The following is a 20,907-nucleotide window of genomic DNA, read 5'->3' on the forward strand; positions in this document are numbered from 1 at the left end:
CAGGCGTGTCCGTCGCGCCGGGCAGCGGCACCCGCCCGCGCGGCGCGATCGCCTCGCTCGCGGGCCGGGTCGGCCTGCTCGGCGGCCTCGGCGTGGCGCTGGTCGTCGCGGTGGTCCTCGCCGCCGGCCAGGGCCAGCTCGACGTGCCTGCCTCCGAGGTGCTCGGCTCGGTGCTGCACCGCGTCGGGCTGGACGTCGGTCCGCTGCCCAGCCACCCCCAGGGCGAGAACACCCTGTGGCAGGTCCGGTTCCCCCGCGTGGTGATGGCGGCGCTGGCCGGCGCCGCGCTGGCCACCGCCGGCGCGCTGATGCAGGGCGTGTTCGGCAATCCGCTCGCCGAGCCCGGCGTGGTCGGGGTCTCCTCGGGTGCGGCGTTCGCCGCCGCCGCCGTCATGGTCTTCGGCTGGACCTTCGCCGGCACCTGGACGATCGCCCTGTGCGCCTTCCTCGGCGGCCTGGTCACCACCCTCCTCGTCTACGTCATGTCGCGCTCGGGCGGGCGTACCGAGGTGGTCACGCTGGTGCTGACCGGCATCGCGATCAACGCGGTGACCAGCGCCGGCCTGGCCTTCCTGCTCTTCCTCGGCGACCAGCAGGCCCGCGAGGAGATCGTCTTCTGGCAGCTCGGCAGCCTCAACGGCTCGCGCTGGGAGTACGTCGGCGTCGTCGCGCCGCTCGTGGTCGGCGGCATCCTCGCAGCGCTGTTCCTGGCCCCCCGCCTCGACCTGCTCGCGCTCGGGGACCGCGCCGCGCGCCACGTGGGCGTCGACGTCGAGCGGCTGCGCATCGTGGCGATCGTCGTGGTCGCGCTGCTGACCGGCGCGGCCGTCGCCTTCTGCGGGATCATCGCCTTCGTCGGCCTGGTCGTGCCCCACCTGATCCGCATGGTCGCCGGCCCCGGGCACCGGATGCTGGTGCCGGCCAGCGCTCTCGGCGGCGCGGTGCTCCTGGTCCTCGCCGACCTCTGGGCGCGCACCGCCATCGCCTACGCCGACCTGCCGATCGGCATGCTCACCTCGCTCATCGGCGGCCCCTTCTTCTTCTGGCTGCTACGCCGCGCCCGTCGTACGGCGGGGGGCTGGGCATGAGCGCCTTCCTCTCCGCCCACGGGGTCGGGGTCGTCATCGAGGGCCGCGCGATCCTGGCCGACGTCGACCTCGAGGTGCGTCCCGGCGAGGTCGTGGCCCTGGTCGGGCCCAACGGCGCCGGCAAGTCCACGCTGCTGGGCGTCCTCTCCGGCGACCTGGGCCCGAGCGAGGGTCACGTCGAGCTGGGCGGGCGGCGCATCACCAAGCACTCCGCCAAGGACCTCGCCCGCCAGCGCGGCGTCCAGCTGCAGAAGCAGGGCCTGGCCTTCGGGTTCCGCGTCGAGGAGGTGGTCCGGATGGGCCGCTCCCCGTGGTACCGCACCCCGGCCGCCGATCGCGACGAGGAGGTCGTCGAGGAGAGCCTGGGCCGCGCCGACGTCGCCGGGCTCGCCGAGCGGCTCTTCCCGACCCTCTCCGGCGGTGAGCAGGCGCGCACGTCGTTCGCGCGGCTGCTGGCCCAGGAGACCCCGCTGATGTTCCTCGACGAGCCGACCGCGGCCCTCGACATCCGCCACCAGGAGCAGCTCCTGGGCGTCGTGCGCGAGGCCGCCGAGGCCGGTGCCGCGGTGGTGGTCGTGCTCCACGACCTCTCCCTCGCCGCGGCGTACGCCGACCGGGTCTGCGTGCTCGCGGACGGCCGGCTGCGCGCCGACGGCGCGCCCGCCGACGTGCTCACCGGCGAGCTGCTCACCGAGGTCTACGGCCACCCGGTCGACGTCCTGCACCACGACGGCAACCTGGTCGTCGTCCCGGTCCGCGCGCGTGGCGAGCGCCCCGCCGCGACCCCCACCGCCACCACCGACGAGGAGGCATCGTGCTCCGCCGTGTGACCGCCGCGCTCGCGGCACTGGCCACCGCCGCCCTGATCGTCCCCGCGACCGCGCCCCCGGCCCACGCGGCCGGGAAGGTGACGGTCGTCAACGACCGCGGCGGCGCTGCGATCGACGGCCGTTACTCGACCACGCTCACCGTCAGCGGCAGCGGCTTCCAGTCCGTCAAGGGCGGCCACGGCGGCGTCTACGTCTGGTTCGGCACCGTCTCCGGTGCCTGGCAGCCGAGCAAGGGCGGCGTCTCGGGCGAGAACTACGTCTACGTGCCCGACAGCGAGGCCAAGAACAACGCCGGCCACCAGCGCTACGTCGCGTTCCCTGGCTCCGACACCGCCGCCTCGGCCAACGGCGGCTCGATGAGCGAGAACGGCTCGTGGCGCGTGCAGCTGCTCGTGCCCGGCCCGGTCTTCGAGGCCGTCGGGCGCAACGGCTCGGTGCGCACCGTCGACTGCCGCGAGGTCACCTGCGGCGTGATCACCATCGGCGCGCACGGCGTCAAGAACGCCAACAACGAGACCTTCACCCCGCTGCCGGTGCGCGAGGTGTACGCCGAGCAGCCCGGCGACGACGGCGACGACGGCGGCGACGGCTCCGAGGGGTCCGACGACACCGGCACGTCCGGTGCCGCGGACGGCGCCACCGGCGAGACCGGGACGGGCGCCGGGACCGGCCTCGGCTCCGGGGTCGGCGCGGCTCCGGGTGCCACGACGCCGAGCACGGCCCCCGGGTCCGGGAAGCCGGGGCGGAGCGCGAAGCCCGTGCTGGAGGTCGACCGCGGCTCGGCGACGGCCGGCAACGTCTTGTCCTTCGTCGGCAGCGGGCTGCCGGCCGGGCGCCAGGTGACGGTCGTCCTCGACGACGGCGCCGCGGCAGCCGGGCCGTTCCTCGTCGGCGCCGACGGCGGCATCGCCGGCGTGGTCGGGCTGCCCGCCGACACCCGGCCGGGCACCCACGAGCTGCGGGTCTTCGGCGTCGAGGACGCGCCCACGGTCAGCTTCGCGGTCACCGTCGCCGACGACGCCGACGAGGTCTCCTCCGAGGAGGACGGCGACCGCGCCGCGATCGTCTTCGCCGGGGCCGCGGCCGTCGTGCTGCTCGCCGCCCTCGTGCTCACGTTCCTGCGCCTGCGGAGGTCGCGCCGTGCCCCGCGCTGAGCGACGTGCCCGCGCTCGCCGGGTCCTCGCGGCCGGCGCCGCCGCGCTCGCCCTCGCCTGCTTCGGCGTCGCCGCCGTCGGGCCCGGCGCGGTCGCGGCCGACGCGACGGTGCCGGGGGAGGAGCCGACCGCGACCGCCACCCCGAGCCCGGAGGCGACCCCGAGCGCCGATCCCACTGCCGAGCCGACGCCCGAGGCCACCCCGGATCCGACCCCGAGCGGGGAGCCGACCGCGACGCCGTCCGAGGACCCCGACGACTCCGGGGACCCCGACGAGGGCGTCCTCGAGGTCAGCGAGGCGGTCTTCCGCTGGGGCGTCAGCAACCAGTCCAACGCCCGCTCGCACAACCCCGTGTCGATCAACTTCCTCGCCGCCGGCGTGGCCAACCCGGGTGGCGGCGGCCGCCAGCTGCGCCAGGACCAGTGGCGTGCGGTGCAGGGCAACGCCGAGATCCAGAAGCGCCGTCCCGACGGCCGCTACGCGCGCGCCACCTGGGCCGGCCTGGGCACCACCCCCGACGGGCGCCGGATCGGCATGGAGCGCGACTTCAGCGACCACCACGTGGTGATCCGCGGCGGCACCGGCACCGTCGACCCGGCGTCCGGCGACGCCGAGGTCGCCTGGACCGGCACCTTCACGGTCGTCTACTACGGCGGCAACACCGTCTTCACGGTCAGCAACCCGCGTCTCGTGGTGAAGGACGGCGTCGGCCGGGTCACCGCCACGATGGGCGGCTTCTACGCCGACCGCAACGACACCACGCTGTGGAAGAAGGCCCCCCAGCGTCAGGCGACCATCGCGGACCTGCCCGACGTGGACCTCGGCGCGCTGGGCGCGACCGTGCAGCCGGCGTACGACCGGGTCGAGACCAGCGGCGGCAGCGAGCCGCAGCGGCGCGAGGGCGCGGACTGGGGCTCGTTCCCGCAGAGCCTCGTGAGCTACCTGGTGCCCCTCAACACCGACCAGTTCTGGTACTCCACCGGCCTGTCGACCGACGGCACCAAGCGGCCGCTGCCGATCACGTTCAGCTGGACCGCCCGCGAGGTGGCGCCGCCGGCGCCCGAGCCGACCACGGCGCCGCCTGCCACCCCGAGCAACCCGGTCGTGACCCCGCCGCCGGCCACCAGCGTCCCCGTCCCGGGCGGCAGCGTCCCCGTCGCCGGCGCGCCGGTGAGCGGCTCGCTCTCCGCGGGCGGCCTGCCCGGCACCGGCGTCCCCGCCGGCCCGGTCGGGACCGTGCCCGGCGCCGCGGGCACCGGCAGCCTGCCGGCCTCGACCCAGCTGGTGGCCACCGCTCCCGTCACCGCCCCCGCGGCGGTCGCGGGCTCCACGTGGTGGTGGGTGGGCGGCTCGCTGCTGCTCCTCAGCGCCCTGCTCCTGCTTCTTCCCGGTGGGGTCCTCCTTCCGGTCTCCCGGCGTCCCTGACGCCACGACACCACCCACCCGTCCCGCGAAAGGAAACCCATGTCCCACCTGACCCGAGGCCGCCGCATCGCGGCCCTCGGCGCCACCGGTGCGCTCGTCGCCGCCGGCCTCGCCATCGCCCCCGCCGCCCAGGCCGCGGAGAGCGCCCCCAGCCTCCGCTGGTCGATCTCCGAGCAGTTCGTCTCGCACCTCTCGACCCGCACCCTCGCCGACGGTGCGGCGTTCGACGCCGAGCAGGGCACCTTCACGTTCCCGGCCGACGAGCGCCGGGTCGCCGGTGACACCGTGACCTACGTCTACGACGGCACGGTGGACGGCGCCTTCGCCATGGCCGGGACCGAGTTCTACGGCGTGCGGATCAGCGACCCGGCCGTGTCGGTGGACACGGACGGCTCGGGCGAGATCACCGCCGAGGTCTCCGCGCGCAACGCGGCGGCTCAGGGGAACCCCCTGGCCAGCACGAGCCCGGTCCGGGTGACCGTCGCCGAGTTCGCCTCGTCCACCTCGACCGACGGCGTCCTCGCCGCGACCCCGGCCTGGGAGGGCGTCCTGCCCGCCGACTCCGATGCGGCCCTCGCGCTCGGCATCGCCGCCGGCAAGCCCGTCTCCGGCGGCGCGTTCCACCCCGAGTTCCTCGGCCAGCTGACGGCCGGTGTGCGTGCGCACTTCTACGCCAGCGGCTCCGGCTCGGACGCCAAGAAGGTCGCCGGCTCCGTCGCGGCCGGCGAGATCAGCGCCGCGCCGAAGGTCACCACCTCCGTGGCCGGCGCCCGCCCGTCCTCCGGCGTGGACCTCAAGGTCACCGGCACCGGCTTCAGCGCCACCGACGGCAACCCCAGCGACGACGGCGTGTACGTCGGCGTCGCTCGCGCCGACGCCCAGATCGACTTCGACGACATGGACTCCGGCATGGCGCAGATGGTCGGCATCAACTGGGTCGAGGGCCGCTTCTTCGACGGCGACACCTTCAGCACCGTCGTGAACGTACCGACCGCCAACCTCAAGAAGGGCACGAAGTACGCCCTCTACACCTGGCGCGCGCACACCCACTCGACCGACTCGCAGGACACGGTCACCCCGGTCTCGATCCCGTGGGCGCGGCTCACCAAGGTGAAGGCCGCCACCAAGGTCGCCGCCACCAAGCCCACCACCAAGAAGGCCGGCAAGATCGCGGTCACCTTCGGCGGCAAGTACGGCAAGGCCGCCGGCAAGGCCAAGGTCACCGTGAAGAAGGGCGCCAAGAAGGTCGGCGCCGTCCGCACCGTCACCCTGAACAAGGCCGGCAAGGTCAACGTGAAGCTGGCCAAGGCCAAGAAGGGCACCTACACCGTCGCCGTGAAGCTGCTCGCGACGCCGGACTACAAGGCCACCGTGGTCAAGCGTCAGTACAAGGTCACCACGTGACCGTCTGACCCGGCTGCATGACGACGGCCCCGGCACTCAGCGAGTGCCGGGGCCGTCGTGCGTCCTGGTTGCGGCGCGGGACGGCGCCGTACGCCGCGGACCGAGCCGTCGCCTCAGGCGTCGGCGCCGACGCCGCGGAGCACGAACCGCTCGATCGCGGACGGCGGCAGGTGCCGCGGGTTCAGGCAGGCGTGGATCAGCGACATGGTGCTGTCCAGGTCGACGATGCGGAACCGGCCGCCCTCGGTGCCGGCGACGAGGATGCGGCGCAGCACGTCCTCGACCGCGACGACGTGGCCGCGGATCGCCCGGCGGGCCTCGTCGGAGAGCAGGCCGTAGACCTGGGTGCCCAGGCCCATGTGGAACTGCTCGCCGGCCGCGAGCTGGTGGCGCAGGTAGACGCGCAGCTGCTCCTCGGGCTCCGCGATCCCGTCGAGCAGGTCGTCGAGCTGCTCGAGGTAGCGCGCCGTCTCGTGGCTGGCGAACGCGACCATCACCGCTTCCTTGTCGGGGAAGTGGTGGTAGATCGCGGTGCGGCCGATCTCGGCACGCTGCGCGATCGCGGCCATCGAGATCGCATCGAAGCTGTGCTCGGCCATCAGCGCGGCGAAGGCGTCGAAGACCCGTCGGTGCAACAGCTCGCGGTGCTGCTGGAGGGAGTCGCCGGAGATGCGGGGCACGGACGCAGGCTATCGGGTCGGCCCAGCGGGCGCCGCGACGCTGAGCATCGCCAGGCACATCGCCTTGAGGTCGGCCTCGAAGGTCTCGTCGTCGAGCCACTCGATCTGCGGGGAGTCGACCTGGCCCTTCGCGCGCTCGGCGACGGCGCGCACCGCGAAGCCGATGGTCAGGGTGGTCCGCAGCTCGCGGACCGCCGGGGGCAGCGCGTCGAGCTGCTGGTCGAGCAGGTGCGAGACCTCATAGACCCGGGTGCTGGCGATCACGTCGTACACCGCCGGCGGGAGGGAGGTCTCGGACTGGGTGGCCAGCAGCTCGGCGACGATGCGCAGGAAGCACTGGCCCTTCCACCCTTGGGCGGCGAGGGCCACGGCCGGCTCGACGAAGGCGTCGACCAGCGGCTCGAGCTCGCCCGGCCGGGCCTCGGCACGGGCGAGCAGGTCGCCGACGCACTCCCGCAGGAACTCCACCTGCTCCTCCAGGACCGCCACGAGCACCCCGGCACGCGAGCCGAAGTGGTAGTGCACCGCGCCGCGGTTGCGCTGCCCGGCCTGCCGGGTGATCTCGAGGAGCGAGGCCCGCTCGACCCCGTTCTCGGCGAACGCCCGGCAGGCGGCGTCGATCAGCAGCTGACGCGTGGTCTCCGACGACATCGGGACTCAGATCCGGGGGACGATCCGGCCGAGCAGGTCGCCCATCCGGGTCGCGGCGGCGCGCCCGGCCTCGAGGACCTCCTCGTGGTTCAGCGGCTGGCCGCTGAGGCCGGCGGCGAGGTTGGTGACCAGGCTGATGCCGAGCACCTCCATGCCGGCCTCGCGGGCCGCGATCGCCTCCAGGGTGGTGCTCATGCCGACCAGGTGGCCGCCGATCGCGCGGACCATGCCGATCTCGGCGGGGGTCTCGTAGTGCGGGCCGGGGAACTGCACGTAGACGCCCTCGTCGAGGCTCGACTCGACCTCCCGGCACATCGCGCGCAGGCGGCTGGAGTACAGGTCGGTGAGGTCGACGAAGTTCGCGCCCTCGATGGGGGAGCGGCCGGTGAGGTTGATGTGGTCGCTGATCAGCACCGGCGTGCCGGGGGACCAGGTCTCCTTGAGCCCGCCGCAGCCGTTGGTCAGCACGATCGCGCGGCAACCGGCCGCGGCCGCGGTGCGTACGCCGTGCACGACGGCGGGGACGCCGCGGCCCTCGTAGTAGTGGGTGCGGCTGAGGAACACCAGCAGGTTGCGGTCGCCGGCGCGCACCGAGCGGATCTTACCGGAGTGCCCCGCGACGGCGGCGGCGCTGAAGCCCGGCAGGTCGGTGGTGGCGATCTCGGCGGTGGCCTCGCCCAGCGCGTCGACGGCGGGGAGCCAGCCGGAGCCCAGCACGAGCGCCACGTCGTGACGCTCGACGCCGGTCAGTTCTGCGAGCCGCGTGGCGGCTTCGTCGGCCAGGGTGTAAGGAGACTGCTCGTTCACCAAGGAAGCGTAAGCCCGGTGCGGCCCCGGACGAAGATTCGTGGCGCCCGGCGCCCGGAGCTCACGAAATCGTCCGGTCAGTGCCCGATCGAGCGGCAGGGCCGGCGCCGCAGGGCGGCGACGTAGTCCGCGGGGGCGTCGGCGGCCTCGGCCGCGTCGGCGAGCACCCCGAGGTACGACGCGGAGGGCAGCCCGCCCTCGTAGGCGTCGAGCACGTAGGTCCAGGTCACGACCTCGCCGGTCAGCGTCGACACCCGCACCTTGGTCTTGCGGTACAGGCCCAGGTCGGCCGCCTCCCAGCCGTCGAGGTTCGCCTCGTCCTCGCGGGTGATGTCGTAGACCGCGACGTACACCTGCTCGAAGGGGTCCTGGACGATCGTGGAGAGGGCGCCGTCCCAGCCGTGCTCCTCCCCACCGAAGGTCAGGCGCCAGCCCTGCAGCCAGCCGGTCGTGCGCAGCGGCGAGTGGGGGCAGCGCTCGCCCATCCGGGCGGGGTCGAGGTTGGTCCCGTAGGCGGCGTACAGCGTCACGTCCGACAGGTTAGTGCCCGCCGCGGCCCGCCTTGGGGTGACGCACGCGACAGCCCTACGCTAAGGCCCGTGAGCTCCCACTTCGATGTCCTCGTCCTTGGTGCCGGCCCCGGTGGATACGTGGCCGCGATTCGCGCTTCCCAGCTCGGCAAGTCGGTTGCCGTGGTGGAGGAGAAGTACTGGGGCGGTGTGTGCCTCAACGTCGGCTGCATCCCGTCCAAGGCGCTGCTGAAGAACGCCGAGCTCGCCCACACGCTCACGCACGAGAAGAAGAAGTTCGGCATCGAGGGCGACGCCACGATGGCCTACGGCCCCACCCACGCGCGCTCGCGCCAGGTCTCGGCCGGCATCGTCAAGGGCGTCCACTTCTTGATGAAGAAGAACAAGATCGTCGAGATCGACGGCTGGGGCACCCTCCAGGGCGAGCGCGACGGCAAGCAGACCATCGAGGTCAAGGGCAAGGACGGCGTCACCACCTACACCTGTGACGACCTGATCATCGCCTCCGGCGCGACCGTGCGGATGCTGCCCGGCATGGAGCGCAGCGCCAACGTCGTGACCTACGAGGAGCAGATCCTCGACTCCGAGCTGCCCGGCTCGATCATCATCGGCGGCTCCGGCGCGATCGGCGTCGAGTTCGCCTACGTGATGAAGAACTTCGGCGTCGACGTGACGATCGTGGAGTTCCTGGACCGGATGGTCCCCACCGAGGACGCCGACGTGTCCAAGGAGCTGCTCAAGCACTACAAGAAGCTCGGCATCAAGGTGCTGCTCTCGACCAAGGTCGAGAACGTCGAGGACACCGGCTCCGGCGTCAAGGTCACCGTGAGCCCCGCCCAGGGCGGCGACTCCCAGGTGCTCGAGGCCGACAAGATGCTGGCGGCCTTCGGCTTCGCCCCGCGCCTGGAGGGCTACGGCCTGGAGAACACCGGCGTGGAGCTGACCGAGCGCGGCGCGATCGCGATCGACGAGTACGGCCGCACCAACGTCGAGCACGTCTACGCCATCGGCGACGTCACCGGCAAGATGATGCTCGCCCACGTCGCCGAGGCCATGGGCATCGTCGCGGTGGAGACCATCGCCGGCGTCGAGACCATGCCGGTCGACTTCGACATGGTGCCGCGCGCGACGTACTGCTCGCCGCAGATCGGCTCCTTCGGCTACTCCGAGGCCCAGGCCAAGGAGCGCGGCTACGACGTCAAGACCGCGACCTTCCCCTTCGCCGCCAACGGCAAGGCCCAGGGCCTGGGCGAGGCCGTCGGCTTCGTCAAGGTGGTCGCCGACGCCGAGCACAACGAGATCCTCGGCGCCCACATGATCGGCCCCGACGTGACCGAGCTGCTGCCGGTGCTGACCCTCGCGCAGAAGTGGGACCTCACCGCCGACGAGGTGGCCCGCAACGTCTTCGCGCACCCGACGCTGACCGAGGCGGTCAAGGAGGCCGTCGAGGGCATCGCCGGCCACATGATCAACTTCTGACCGCCCGTTTCGACGCGGTCACAGCACTCAGGAAGCGGGAGCAGGAACAGAAGATGGCGATTGACCGGGCAGTGATCCTCGGCGGCGGCCCGGGCGGCTACGAGGCCGCCCTCGTCGCGGCGCAGCTGGGTGCCGAGGTCACGATCGTCGACTCCGACGGTCTGGGCGGCTCCGCAGTCCTCACCGACTGCGTGCCGAGCAAGACCCTGATCGCGACCGCCGAGGTGATGAGCGACCTCTCCGGGGCCGCCGAGCTCGGCGTCGCGTTCGCCGGCGAGGGCGGCGACGCGGCCACCGAGATCCGCGTCGACCTCGCGCGCGTCAACGAGCGGGTCAAGCGGCTCGCCGCCGAGCAGTCGCGCGACATCCACCGCCGCCTGGTCCGCGACGGCGTCCGCATCGTCTCGGGCCGGGGCCGTCTCGACGGCCCGCACCGGGTGGTCGCCTCCCTCGCCGACGGCGGGGAGGAGACCATCGAGGGCGACGCGATCCTGGTCGCCACCGGCGCGGCGCCGCGGACCCTGCCCTCGGCCCAGCCCGACGGCGAGCGGATCCTCACCTGGGAGCAGGTCTACGACCTCACCGAGGTGCCCAGCGAGCTGATCGTGGTCGGCTCCGGCGTCACCGGCGCCGAGTTCGCCAGCGCCTACCTCAACCTCGGCATCCCGGTCACCCTGGTCTCCTCGCGCGACCGGGTGCTGCCCGGCGAGGACGCCGACGCGGCGAGCGTGCTCGAGGACGTGCTGCGCCGCCGCGGCATGACGGTGCTCTCCAAGTCGCGCATGGAGTCGGTGCAGCGCGACGGTGACGTCGTCACCGTCACCCTCACCGACGGCCGCAAGGTCCAGGGCTCGCACTGCATCCTCGCGCTCGGCTCGGTGCCCAACACCGGCGGCATCGGGCTCGAGGAGGCCGGGGTGCTGCTCAAGGACGGCGGGTTCGTCTACGTCGACCGGGTCTCGCGCACCTCGGCGCGGGGCGTGTACGCCGCCGGCGACTGCACGGGCGTGCTGATGCTCGCCTCCGTGGCGGCGATGCAGGGACGCATCGCGATGGCGCACTTCCTCGGCGACGCGGTGCACCCGCTCAACCTCAAGTCGGTGTCGTCCAACGTCTTCACCGCCCCCGAGATCGCCACCGTCGGCATCTCCCAGCAGGCGGTCGAGAACGGCGAGATGGACGCCGAGACGATCATGCTGCCGCTGTCGGGCAACCCGCGCGCCAAGATGCAGGGCGTCCACGACGGCTTCGTGAAGCTCTTCTGCCGCGTCGGCACCGGCATCGTGGTCGGCGGCGTCGTGGTCGGGCCGCGGGCCAGCGAGCTGATCCACCCGGTCTCGATCGCGGTCGCGGAGTCCCTGACCGCCGACCAGCTGGCCGGCGCGTTCACCGTCTACCCCTCGATGAGCGGCTCGGTCGCCGAGGCGGCCCGCCGCCTGCACCGTCGGGGCTGACCGGGTCCGCAGCACCTCCCGCAGCACCTCCCACGCACGCCGGGGCCGCACGCGCGGCCTCGGCGTGTCGTGCGTGTCACTGGTAGAACGGACCGGGTCCGACCCTCCGCGGCTGCGGCCGCACCCTCCCGGGAGTGACATGACCCCTCGACTTCGCGTGCTCGCCGCCGGCCTCGGCCTGGCCCTCGGTGCCGCCCTCGTCCCGCCGGCCGCGGCGGCCACCCCCGAGCCGCGGCCGCACCCGCGCAAGCTCGCCTCGGTGACCTTCGAGGGGCGCGGCTACGGCCACGGCAAGGGCCTCTCGCAGTACGGCGCGAAGGTCGCGGCCGAGAAGGGCGTCGGCTACCGCGAGATCCTCGACTTCTACTACCCGGGCACGACCTGGGGCCGGATCGCGGGCAAGGTCTCGGTGCTCGTCAGCGCCGACACCTCCGACGACGTCGTCGTCGACGCCCGCTCCGGGCTGCGCGTCACCGCGCTGCGCAACCGGCGCACCTGGGACCTCGCCGCGGTCCGGCCGGCCGCGGTGCGCTGGCGCCTGGTCGCCGCGTCCCCGACCCGCACCCGCGTCGACTTCCGGGCCCGCACCGGCGGCTGGCGCACCTGGCGCACGGTGGGCGGCGACGCCCAGTTCGCCGCCGGCGGGCGTCCGGTGACGCTGCGGACACCGAGCGGCGTGGTCGCCTACCGCGGCGCGCTGCGCTCGGCCAGCGCCCAGCCCGGCAGCAAGACCCGCGACACCGTCAACATCGTCAGCCTGCACAACTACCTCAAGGGGGTCGTGCCGCAGGAGGTCCCCGCGCTGTGGAACCCCGACGCGGTGCGGGCCCAGTCGGTCGCCGCCCGGACCTACGCGGCCTTCGAGCGGCGCCAGCCGCTGGCCCGGCACTACCAGATCTGCGACACCACCAGCTGCCAGGTGTACGGCGGTGCCTCGGCCGAGCACCCCGCCTCCAACGCGGCCATCGACGCGACGCGGGGCGAGGTGCTGCTGCACGGCGGCACCCCGGCGTTCACCCAGTTCAGCTCCAGCAACGGCGGGTGGACGATGGCGGGGTCCTTCCCCTACCTCCAGGCCCGCAAGGACCCCTGGGACCCGGTGAACCCGTGGCGCGCCACGATCCCGGCCGCCGCCTTCGAGAAGGCCTGGCCCGGCCTCGGGCCGCTGGAGACGGTCAGCGTCACGGCCCGCAACGGCGACGGCGCGTGGGGCGGCAGGGTGAGCCGGATGCGGATCGTCTTCCGTGACGGCGCCGTGAACGCCACCGGCGACCAGGTGCGCTCCTACCTCGGGCTGCGCTCGACCTGGTTCCGCCCGGCCGGCTGAGCCCCGGTCCCGGGGCCGGTCCCCGGCTCGGTCATGGCCGGGGCCGAGCGGTCGCGCACGAACGGCAGCACCACCAGCGCGGCCACCAGCGCCCAGGGCGCCGCCCCGATGCCGAGCACGGTGACCCCCGAGGCGGCCACCACGAAGCACACCACGCTCGCCTCCCGGGTGTCCTCGTCGGCGAGCGCGCCGGCCAGCGAGGCGCCGAGGGTGCCGAGCAGGGCGAGCCCGGCCGCGGCCGGCAGCACCTCCGGCGGGGCCGCGGCCAGCAGCGCAACCAGGGCGCCGGAGGCGAGCGCGAGCACGGCGTACGTCGCGGCGGCGGAGACCGACGCCAGCCAGCGCCGGGACCGGTCCGCCCCGGCGAGCGGTCCGGCCGCCATCGCCGCGGTGATGGCGGCGAGGTTGACCGCGTGGCCGCCGAACGGGGCGGCCGCGACCGTGGCCAGGCCGGTGACGCCCATCGACTCGCGCCACGGCACGGCGTACCCGTGGCCGGCCATCACGGCGACGCCCGGGACGTTCTGGGAGGCCATCGTGACGACGTAGAGCGGCAGCGCGATCGCGAGCACCGCGCCGAGGGTCCACTCGGGCGTGGTCCAGGTCAGGGTGGGCACGAGGGCGGCGGAGTCGAGGCCCGGCCCGCCGAGCACGTCGACCAGCGCGACGAGCAGGGCCACGGCGAGCGCGGCGGGGACCGCCCAGCGCCGGGAGACCAGGTGGACCAGCAGCCAGGTGGCCACGACCGGGCCGACCAGCAGCGGCGCGTCCACCAGGCCGGTGACCGGCTCCAGGCAGATCGGCACGAGCACCCCGGCCAGCATCGCCCGCGCGATCGGCGGCGGGATTCGGGCGACGAGCGCGCCCAGCCACGGCACCAGGCCGGTGAGCGCCACGAGCACGCCGCAGAGCACGAACGCGCCCACCGCCGCCGGCCAGCCGCCGTCGGCCGCGCCGCTGGTCAGCAGCAGCGCGGCGCCGGGGGTGGACCAGGCCAGGGTGAGCGGGGTGCGGTGACGCAGGCTGAGCCAGAGCATCCCCGCGGCCTGGGCCAGGCACAGCACGAGCAGGCCCGAGGCGGCCTCCGCAGGGGAGGCGCCGACGGCGCCCAGGCCGGCGAGGACCACCACGAAGGAGCTGGAGAACCCGACCACGGCGGTCACGACGCCGGCCAGCCACGGGGTGCCGCGGCCCGCCTGGGGAGCCCGGTGCTCGGCGGCGCTGCGGGTCCGGCGCATCGGTCCTCCGCGCTAGGGTCGGGCAGGCGGACCGGGTGGTTCCGCAAACGGAACACTAGTCGGAGGCGCCGTGCCCGACCAGCAGATCGTCGCCGTCGGCGCCCGGGTCCGGGAGCTGCGCCGCGAGCGCGGGCTCTCGCTCTCCGCGCTGGCCCGCGAGGCCGGGATCGGCAAGGGCTCGCTCTCGGAGCTCGAGACCGGGCACCGCAACCCCACCCTCGCGACGCTGTACGCCGTGGCGGCGCCGCTGCGGGTGTCCCTGGGCGCGCTGCTCGACTTCCGGGTCGGGGCCGCCGTCGCGGACGGGGGCTTCGAGGCCACGCTGCTCCACGCCGAGCGCGGCCCGTCCGCGGTCTCGGAGACGTTCCTGCTGGGCGCCGCCCCCGGCACCACCCGCAGCTCCCCGGCGCACGGCCCCGGCGTGAGCGAGCAGCTGGTCGTGCTCGAGGGCAGCTGCCGGGTGCGCTGGGGCGCGCCCGGGCAGGAGCAGGAGCAGGTGGTCGCCGCGGGCGGCCACCTCGCCTGGCCGGGGGACGTCCCGCACGGCTACGACGTCGTGGGGGAGACGGAGCTGCGTGCGATCGACGTGGTCCGCACGCCGATCACAGACTGACTCACCCGGCGGCGGATCGAGGTCGTAGATCCCCACAATCAGGTAGGTCTCCAGCCGCTGGACCTCATCGGTCTAGATAGGTGGTTGCGGTGCCGGGGGCCGCGTTGGAGCGTGGAGAGGTCGACCGCGCGCGAGCGCCGCGGTCCAGCTGCACCTCGAAGAGTCCCAGGTGCCGGCGCGGGTGCCGGCCTCGGCTCGCACCCGTGCGCGACGGCCCCTGCGGCCCCGCGGTCGCCGTTGCGGCGACCTCCCGTCGAGCCCGCACCCGATCCCGAGGGTCCCCGTCATGACCTCTTCCACCACGCCCACCTCGACCTCGGGGGCACCCGCCCCCGACCACGGCGCGCGCGAGCACCCGCGTTACGTCCTCGGCCACCTGCACCACGGCGGCCACGCCGTCCCCGACTCCGCCCCGCGCGCCCAGGACGCCGACCGGCGCGACGCCGGGGTGTCCCTCCTCAGCGCGGCGCTCCCCGCGGCGCCCGAGCCCCGGACGACCGCCTTCGACTACCTGTTCCCCGGCCTCGTCGGCAGCGCCGAGGCCCACCTCCCGGCCGGCAGCGCGGAGGTCCGGGCGGCCGTCGTACGCGCCCTGCGCGCAGCCGGACCTGGGCGGTAGTCCGCCACACCGGTGTCGTGGATCGGGCGATTCACGACACTGGTGTGGCGGACTATCCGGATCGGCCCGGGACTACCCGGCTCGGGTCGGCTCAGGAGACCACCAGCACCAGGTCCCCGCCCTCGACGGACTGGGTCCCGCTGATCGCGAGGCGCTCCACGGTGCCGCTCACCGGGGCGGTGATCGCGGCCTCCATCTTCATCGCCTCGATGGTCGCGACGGTGTCACCGGCCTCCACGGTGTCCCCGGCCTCCACGGCCACCGTCACGACGCCCTGGAACGGCGCACCGACGTGGCCGGGCTTGGAGGAGTCGGCCTTCTCGGCGGTCGCGGCCTCGGAGGCGACGCTGGTGTCACGGACACTGACCGGGCGCAGCTGGCCGTTGATCAGCGCCAGCACGTTGCGGAAGCCGCGCTCGTCGGGCTCGCCGATCGCCTGCACGCCCAGCAGCAGGGTCACGCCCGGCTCCAGGTCCACCCGGTGCTCCTCGCCGAAGCGCAGGCCGTAGAGGTAGTCCAGCGTCGGCAGCACCGAGATGTCGCCGTACGTCGCCCGCGACTCGTTGAAGGAGCGCGTCGGGCCGGGGAAGAGCAGCTCGTTGAGTGTGCGGCGGCGCAGCGGCCGGCTCTCGCCGGGGGCCGCCTCGAGGGCCTCCTCCTGCTCGGGGGTGAGCTCCTCGTCCTGCATCTTCCAGGTGCGGCCCTCGAGCGCCTTCGCGCGGAACTCCTCGGGCCAGCCGCCGGGCGGGTCGCCCAGCTCGCCGCTGAGGAAGCCGATGACGGAGTCGGGGATGTCGAACTTCTGCGGGTTCTCCGCGAACTCCGCCGGGTCGGCACCCGCCGCGACCAGCGAGAGCGCGAGGTCGCCGATCACCTTGGAGGACGGCGTCACCTTCGGGACGTTGCCGAGGATGTCGTTCGCCGCGGCGTACATGTCCTCGATCTGCTCGAACTTCTCGCCCAGGCCCAGCGCGATCGCCTGCTGGCGCAGGTTGGAGAGCTGGCCGCCGGGGATCTCGTGGCGGTAGACGCGGCCGGTCGGAGCGGGCAGGCCCGACTCGAACGGCGCGTAGACGCGGCGGGTCGCCTCCCAGTACGGCTCCAGGGCGTTGACCGAGGCCAGCGACAGGCCGGTCTCGCGCGCGGAGTGGTCGGTGGCCGAGACCAGCGCGGAGAGCGCCGGCTGGGAGGTGGTGCCCGCGACCGCGGCGCAGGCGGCGTCCACCGCGTCGACGCCGGCGTCGATCGCCGCGGTCAGGGTGGCCAGCTGGCCGCCCGGGGTGTCATGGGTGTGCAGGTGCACCGGCAGGTCGAAGTTCTCGCGCAGCGCGGTCACCAGGCGGCGCGCCGCGGGGGCGCGCAGCAGGCCGGCCATGTCCTTGATCGCCAGCACGTGCGCGCCGGCGTCGACGATGCGCTCGGCCAGGCGCAGGTAGTAGTCGAGGGTGTAGATCTTCTCGTTCGGGTCCGACAGGTCGCCGGTGTAGCACAGCGCCACCTCGGCGACGGTGGTGCCGGTCGCCAGGACCGCGTCGATGGCCGGGCGCATCTGCTCGACGTCGTTGAGCGCGTCGAAGATGCGGAAGACGTCGAGTCCGCTCGCTGCGGCCTCGGCGACGAAGGCGTCGGTGACCTTGGTGGGGTACGGCGTGTAGCCCACGGTGTTGCGCCCGCGCAGCAGCATCTGCAGGCAGATGTTGGGCACCGCCTGGCGCAGCGACGCGAGCCGCTCCCAGGGGTCCTCGCCGAGGAAGCGCAGCGCGACGTCGTACGTCGCGCCGCCCCAGGCCTCCAGCGACCAGAGCTCGGGGGTGGTGCGGGCGACGTGCGGCGCCACGGCCAGCAGGTCCTTGGTGCGGACCCGGGTGGCGAGCAGCGACTGGTGGGCGTCGCGGAAGGTGGTGTCGGTGACCGCGACCCGGTCCTGGGCGCGCAGCCGGCGCGCGAACTCCGCGGGGCCGACCTCGAGCAGCAGCTGGCGGGTGCCGTCCGGGGCGGGGACCTCGAGGTTGGTCGGCGGCAGCTTGGTGGCGGGGTCCAGGCTGACCGGCGCCGGGCCGTGCGGCTGGTTGACGGTGACCTCGGCGAGGTAGGTCAGCAGCTTGGTGCCGCGGTCGCCGGAGCGGCGTGCCTGGAGCAGCTGCGGGTGGGTCTCGATGAAGGAGGTCGTGACGTGGCCCGCGATGAAGTCGGGGTCGGCGAGCACGGCCTGGAGGAAGGCGATGTTGGTGGAGACGCCGCGGATGCGGAACTCCGCGATCGCGCGGCGCGCCCGCTCGACGGCCTTCTCGAAGGTGCGGCCGCGACAGGTGAGCTTGGCCAGCATCGAGTCGAAGTGCGCCGAGACCTCGGCGCCGGTGTAGGTGGTGCCGCCGTCGATGCGCACGCCGGCGCCGCCGGGGGAGCGGTAGGTGGTGATGACACCGGTGTCCGGGCGGAAGTTGTTGGCCGGGTCCTCGGTGGTGATGCGGCACTGCAGCGCCGCGCCGCGCAGGGTGATGGAGTCCTGGCTGAGGCCGAGGTCGGCCAGGGTCTCGCCGGCGGCGATCCGCAGCTGGGCCTGCACGAGGTCGACGTCGGTGACCTCCTCGGTCACCGTGTGCTCGACCTGGATGCGCGGGTTCATCTCGATGAAGACGTAGTTGCCCGCGGGGTCGAGGAGGAACTCCACCGTGCCCGCGTTGCGGTAGCCGATCTCGCGGGCGAAGCGCACCGCGTCGGCGCACATCCGGTCGCGCAGCTCGGGGTCGAGGTTGGGCGCGGGGGCGATCTCGACGACCTTCTGGTGACGCCGCTGGACCGAGCAGTCGCGCTCGAAGAGGTGGATCACGTTGCCCTCGCCGTCGGCGAGGATCTGCACCTCGATGTGGCGCGGGTCGACGACGGCCTGCTCCACGAAGACGGTCGGGTCGCCGAAGGCGGCCTCACCCTCGCGCATGCAGGTCTCGACGGCCTCGCGCAGCTTGGCCGGGTCGTCGACGCGGCGCATGCCGCGCCCGCCGCCGCCGGCGACGGCCTTGACGAAGAGGGGGTAGGGCAGCTCGGAAGCGGCCTCGACGAGGGCGTCGACGTCGGTGGACGGCTCCACGCTGGCGAGCGTGGGCACCCCGGCGGCCTTGGCGGCCGCGATCGCGCGGGCCTTGTTGCCGGTCAGCTCCAGGACGTCGGCGGTCGGGCCGACGAAGGTGATCCCGGCGTTCGCGCAGGCCTCGGCGAGCGCGGGGTTCTCCGAGAGGAAGCCGTAGCCGGGGTAGATCGCGTCCGCGCCGGCCCGTACGGCGGTCTCCACGATGCCCTCGGGGTCGAGGTAGGCGCGCACCGGGTGGCCGCGCTCGCCGATCTCGTAGGCCTCGTCGGCCTTGAGCCGGTGCTCGGAGCCCCGGTCCTCGTAGGGGAAGACCGCGACCGTGCGCGCGTTCAGCTCGTAGGCCGCGCGGAACGCCCGTACCGCGATCTCGCCGCGGTTTGCCACCAGCACCTTGGAGAACATGGGGCCAACGCTATCGGTCGCGTGCGTGGCGCTCCGCACAGCCCGACTGCTGGTCAGTCGCGGGTCGACGGCGGGTCGGGGAGACGCTCGGGGACGGCGAGGAACTGGCTCACCAGCCCGGGCACGGCGTCGTCGGCGAGCCGCAGCGCCGCCTCGAGCGGTACGTCGGGGACCGTGACCGCCTGGTCGCCCCCGGCCGTGGTCGCGGTGAGGGTGACCAGCCCGGCGCGTCGCTGCACGACCGTGTCGCGCAGGGTCCAGCCGATGACGTGGCGGGTGGCGAGCACCTCGCGGGAGCGGGCGAGGCTGCCGGAGCGGGCGACCAGGTGGCCCGCGACGAGCGCGTGGCCGAGGGACCGGGTGCGGTCGTGCGCCAGGCCGGCGGCCACGGGCAGCGCGAGCACGGCGAGGACGACGCCCCAGATGCCGACCGGCAGGGTGAGGGTGGCGACGACGCCGAGAGCGGCGAGGAGCACCGCGGGTCCCAGGGCGCGGGCCCAGCGGCGTCGCGTTGCCGCCGGTCCGTGGGTCCGCAGGGCGACGTCGAGCGGCTGCGGGGTGCCGACGACCTCGCCGCCGACGCCGGCGGCGACCGCGGCCGGGGCCGGCGGGACCAGGGTGGCGCTGCCCGCCCGGCTGCGGTCCAGCCCGGTGACGATCGCCGACAGGTGAGCCGCGCCCGCCAGCCGCAGCCCGAGCGGCTCGTGGAGCACCGCCCCGGCCACCCGGTCGTCGTCGAGAGTGGTCTCCCGGGTGGTGAGCAGGCCACGCACCAGGTGCCACGCGCCGGGTCGGTGGCTGAGCACGAGGTCCCAGCTGGTGAGCAGGTAGGCGGCCACCGAGAGCGCGGAGACGACCAGCAGCGTGACCACCAGGCCGATCAGCACGACCAGCCAGCCGGCGACCGGCAGCGAGGTGCCGGGCAGGTCGTCGGCATGCAGCCGCAGCTCGATCCCCAGCGTGGTCGCGAGCTGCAGCCCGCCGCCGACGACGGTGGCCAGCAGCACCAGGCCGGTGCCGGTCAGCGGCGCGTAGCGGGCCCAGGCCGGGTCCAGGCGCAGGACCGTCCGCACGGCCCGGTCCGGGTCGGGCCGGAGCAGGTCGTCGTCGGGTCGGTGCCCGTCCGCCGGCTCGCCGGCACGCAGCAGCGCGGCGCGCAGGGTGCGGGCGGCAGCGACCGGCAGGCCGTCGAGGTCGAGGGAGTCCTCCTCGCGGGAGGAGGCGGTGCCGGTGCCGATGCGCACGGTGACCAGCCCGAGCAGCCGGTGGACCGGGGGCGCGGTGAGGTCGACGGTGCGGACCCGGTCGACGGGCACCGCGAGCGTGCGCCGGCTGAGCAGGCCGCGGCGCAGCTCCACGCGGCCGTCGGCCACGCGGTAGCGGGTGGTGAGGTAGCGGACCGTGCCCAGGACGACCGGCACGACGAGCGCCAGCAGCTGCCAGCCGCGTACGCCGATCGCGGTGCCGGCGACCAGCAGGCCGAGGAGCGCGGGCAGGAGCTTCATGAACTCCTGCACCGGGTTGACCAGCAGCATCCGCCGGTCGAGGCGCTGCCAGCCGTCGGTCTCGCCGTTCACGTGGCGTCGTCCCCGGCGGCTCGCGGCGCGGGACCGGGCGCCGGGCCGGTGGCGTCGGCGCGCAGCGTCAGCTCGTCGACCAGCGCCCGCGCCACGTCGAGGTCGAGGCCGGGGATGGCCAGCGGCCCCGCGGCCGAGGCGGTGGTCACCGTGACGGTGGCCAGCCCGAACACCCGCGCGGCCGCGCCCTGCTCCAGGTCGACGGTCTGCACCCGCGAGATCGGCGCGATCCGGCGCTCCCGCGCCCACCAGCCGGTCTGGGTGTAGACGGCCGTCGCGGTCACCTCCCAGCGGTGCACGAGGTAGCGCCACTGCGGCACCGCCACGGCGTACGCCGCGAGCACGACGGCCACCGGTGGGACCAGCCACCAGCGCAGCGTGTCGGTGAGGACGACGCCCACGACCAGGACGGCGAGCAGCACCGTGGCGCCGATCGCGTGCGTGCACCACCACATCAGGCGCGCACGCGGGCAGACCCGCTCGTGCGGCTCGCGGAGGTCCGACGTCGCAGTGCCCATGGTCAGGAGCGTAGGGAACCCC

General features: G+C 74.3%; 18 protein-coding genes. 10 read left to right on the top strand and 8 right to left on the bottom strand.

Annotated elements, in window-relative coordinates:
* The first annotated feature begins 5 nt into the window (after positions 1–5).
* From HOQ23_RS02690 to HOQ23_RS02710, 5 genes are read left to right on the top strand one after another with little or no spacing between them, the layout of a single operon-like run.
* Positions 6–1,088: an iron ABC transporter permease gene (locus tag HOQ23_RS02690; RefSeq protein WP_172211646.1), complete on the top strand. Its 1,083-nt coding sequence runs from the start codon at positions 6–8 to the stop codon at positions 1,086–1,088.
* Positions 1,085–1,918, top strand: coding sequence for a heme ABC transporter ATP-binding protein (locus tag HOQ23_RS02695; RefSeq protein WP_172211648.1), 834 nt, complete (start codon positions 1,085–1,087; stop codon positions 1,916–1,918). The genes HOQ23_RS02690 and HOQ23_RS02695 overlap by 4 nt, the downstream gene beginning before the upstream one ends.
* Positions 1,903–3,072: a hypothetical protein gene (locus HOQ23_RS02700; RefSeq protein ID WP_172211650.1), complete on the top strand. Its 1,170-nt coding sequence runs from the start codon at positions 1,903–1,905 to the stop codon at positions 3,070–3,072. Before HOQ23_RS02695 ends, HOQ23_RS02700 begins: the two co-directional genes overlap by 16 nt.
* Positions 3,059–4,498: a hypothetical protein gene (locus tag HOQ23_RS02705; protein WP_172211652.1), complete on the top strand. Its 1,440-nt coding sequence runs from the start codon at positions 3,059–3,061 to the stop codon at positions 4,496–4,498. Before HOQ23_RS02700 ends, HOQ23_RS02705 begins: the two co-directional genes overlap by 14 nt.
* 39 nt (positions 4,499–4,537) lie before the next feature.
* Positions 4,538–5,902, top strand: a complete 1,365-nt coding sequence (locus tag HOQ23_RS02710; RefSeq protein ID WP_172211654.1) for a hypothetical protein — start codon at positions 4,538–4,540, stop codon at positions 5,900–5,902.
* A gap of 113 nt (positions 5,903–6,015) precedes the next feature.
* Here HOQ23_RS02710 and HOQ23_RS02715 read toward each other — a convergent pair whose 3' ends face one another.
* The 4 genes from HOQ23_RS02715 to HOQ23_RS02730 form a co-directional block, all read right to left on the bottom strand.
* Entirely contained in the window at positions 6,016–6,582 is a 567-nt protein-coding gene (locus HOQ23_RS02715; protein ID WP_172211656.1) for a TetR/AcrR family transcriptional regulator, read from the bottom strand.
* A 9-nt stretch (positions 6,583–6,591) separates the two neighbouring features.
* Positions 6,592–7,233, bottom strand: coding sequence for a TetR family transcriptional regulator (locus tag HOQ23_RS02720; RefSeq protein ID WP_172211658.1), 642 nt, complete (start codon positions 7,231–7,233; stop codon positions 6,592–6,594).
* A 6-nt stretch (positions 7,234–7,239) separates the two neighbouring features.
* Positions 7,240–8,040: a purine-nucleoside phosphorylase gene (locus tag HOQ23_RS02725; RefSeq protein WP_172211660.1), complete on the bottom strand. Its 801-nt coding sequence runs from the start codon at positions 8,038–8,040 to the stop codon at positions 7,240–7,242.
* A 77-nt stretch (positions 8,041–8,117) separates the two neighbouring features.
* Positions 8,118–8,570: a gamma-glutamylcyclotransferase gene (locus HOQ23_RS02730; RefSeq protein WP_172211662.1), complete on the bottom strand. Its 453-nt coding sequence runs from the start codon at positions 8,568–8,570 to the stop codon at positions 8,118–8,120.
* A gap of 69 nt (positions 8,571–8,639) precedes the next feature.
* On the opposite strand from HOQ23_RS02730, the gene lpdA reads away from it, so the two are divergent.
* The 3 genes from lpdA to HOQ23_RS02745 all read left to right on the top strand — a co-directional run bounded on the left by lpdA (position 8,640) and on the right by HOQ23_RS02745 (position 12,830).
* The gene (gene lpdA / locus HOQ23_RS02735; protein ID WP_172211664.1) at positions 8,640–10,049 is read left to right on the top strand and encodes a dihydrolipoyl dehydrogenase; all 1,410 of its coding nucleotides are present in this window, start codon (positions 8,640–8,642) and stop codon (positions 10,047–10,049) included.
* 59 nt (positions 10,050–10,108) lie between these two features.
* Complete coding sequence (locus HOQ23_RS02740; RefSeq protein WP_367650376.1) at positions 10,109–11,503, top strand: NAD(P)H-quinone dehydrogenase; 1,395 nt, start codon at positions 10,109–10,111, stop codon at positions 11,501–11,503.
* A 139-nt stretch (positions 11,504–11,642) separates the two neighbouring features.
* Positions 11,643–12,830 carry a SpoIID/LytB domain-containing protein gene (locus tag HOQ23_RS02745; RefSeq protein ID WP_172211668.1) on the top strand — a complete coding sequence of 396 codons (1,188 nt, stop codon included), beginning with the start codon at positions 11,643–11,645 and terminating at the stop codon, positions 12,828–12,830.
* On the opposite strand, the gene HOQ23_RS02750 is transcribed toward HOQ23_RS02745, so the two are convergent.
* On the bottom strand, positions 12,788–14,068 hold the full coding sequence (locus HOQ23_RS02750; RefSeq protein ID WP_172211670.1) for a benzoate/H(+) symporter BenE family transporter: 1,281 nt from the start codon (positions 14,066–14,068) through the stop codon (positions 12,788–12,790). The two genes, HOQ23_RS02745 and HOQ23_RS02750, sit on opposite strands and share 43 nt — an antisense overlap.
* Before the next feature lie 70 nt (positions 14,069–14,138).
* Between HOQ23_RS02750 and HOQ23_RS02755 the strand changes: the two genes are divergently transcribed.
* Positions 14,139–14,681, top strand: coding sequence for a helix-turn-helix domain-containing protein (locus HOQ23_RS02755; RefSeq protein WP_172211672.1), 543 nt, complete (start codon positions 14,139–14,141; stop codon positions 14,679–14,681).
* Between the two features lie 286 nt (positions 14,682–14,967).
* Positions 14,968–15,300, top strand: a complete 333-nt coding sequence (locus HOQ23_RS02760) for a hypothetical protein (protein WP_172211674.1) — start codon at positions 14,968–14,970, stop codon at positions 15,298–15,300.
* A gap of 91 nt (positions 15,301–15,391) precedes the next feature.
* Here the strand turns inward: HOQ23_RS02760 and HOQ23_RS02765 are convergent, their stop codons facing one another.
* Genes HOQ23_RS02765 through HOQ23_RS02775 form a run of 3 tightly spaced genes read right to left on the bottom strand, consistent with a single transcriptional unit; the run spans position 15,392 to position 20,885 of the window.
* Positions 15,392–18,790: a pyruvate carboxylase gene (locus tag HOQ23_RS02765; RefSeq protein ID WP_172211676.1), complete on the bottom strand. Its 3,399-nt coding sequence runs from the start codon at positions 18,788–18,790 to the stop codon at positions 15,392–15,394.
* A gap of 53 nt (positions 18,791–18,843) precedes the next feature.
* Entirely contained in the window at positions 18,844–20,367 is a 1,524-nt protein-coding gene (locus HOQ23_RS02770) for a PH domain-containing protein (RefSeq protein ID WP_172211678.1), read from the bottom strand.
* Entirely contained in the window at positions 20,364–20,885 is a 522-nt protein-coding gene (locus HOQ23_RS02775; protein WP_172211680.1) for a PH domain-containing protein, read from the bottom strand. The genes HOQ23_RS02770 and HOQ23_RS02775 overlap by 4 nt, the downstream gene beginning before the upstream one ends.
* Between the last annotated feature and the right edge of the window lie 22 nt (positions 20,886–20,907).

Source organism: Nocardioides sp. zg-DK7169 (assembly GCF_013155365.1).
Taxonomy (GTDB): Bacteria; Actinomycetota; Actinomycetes; order Propionibacteriales; family Nocardioidaceae; genus Nocardioides.

What these genes read in the sequence shown, in the direction of transcription:
- HOQ23_RS02695 (WP_172211648.1), top strand. Translation starts at nt 1,085, where the DNA reads ATGAGCGCCTTCCTCTCCGCCCACGGGGTCGGGGTCGTCATCGAGGGC.
- HOQ23_RS02710 (WP_172211654.1), top strand. Translation starts at nt 4,538, where the DNA reads ATGTCCCACCTGACCCGAGGCCGCCGCATCGCGGCCCTCGGCGCCACC.
- HOQ23_RS02750 (WP_172211670.1), bottom strand. Translation starts at nt 14,068, where the DNA reads ATGCGCCGGACCCGCAGCGCCGCCGAGCACCGGGCTCCCCAGGCGGGC.
- HOQ23_RS02765 (WP_172211676.1), bottom strand. Translation starts at nt 18,790, where the DNA reads ATGTTCTCCAAGGTGCTGGTGGCAAACCGCGGCGAGATCGCGGTACGG.
- HOQ23_RS02720 (WP_172211658.1), bottom strand. Translation starts at nt 7,233, where the DNA reads ATGTCGTCGGAGACCACGCGTCAGCTGCTGATCGACGCCGCCTGCCGG.
- HOQ23_RS02775 (WP_172211680.1), bottom strand. Translation starts at nt 20,885, where the DNA reads ATGGGCACTGCGACGTCGGACCTCCGCGAGCCGCACGAGCGGGTCTGC.
- HOQ23_RS02745 (WP_172211668.1), top strand. Translation starts at nt 11,643, where the DNA reads ATGACCCCTCGACTTCGCGTGCTCGCCGCCGGCCTCGGCCTGGCCCTC.
- HOQ23_RS02760 (WP_172211674.1), top strand. Translation starts at nt 14,968, where the DNA reads ATGACCTCTTCCACCACGCCCACCTCGACCTCGGGGGCACCCGCCCCC.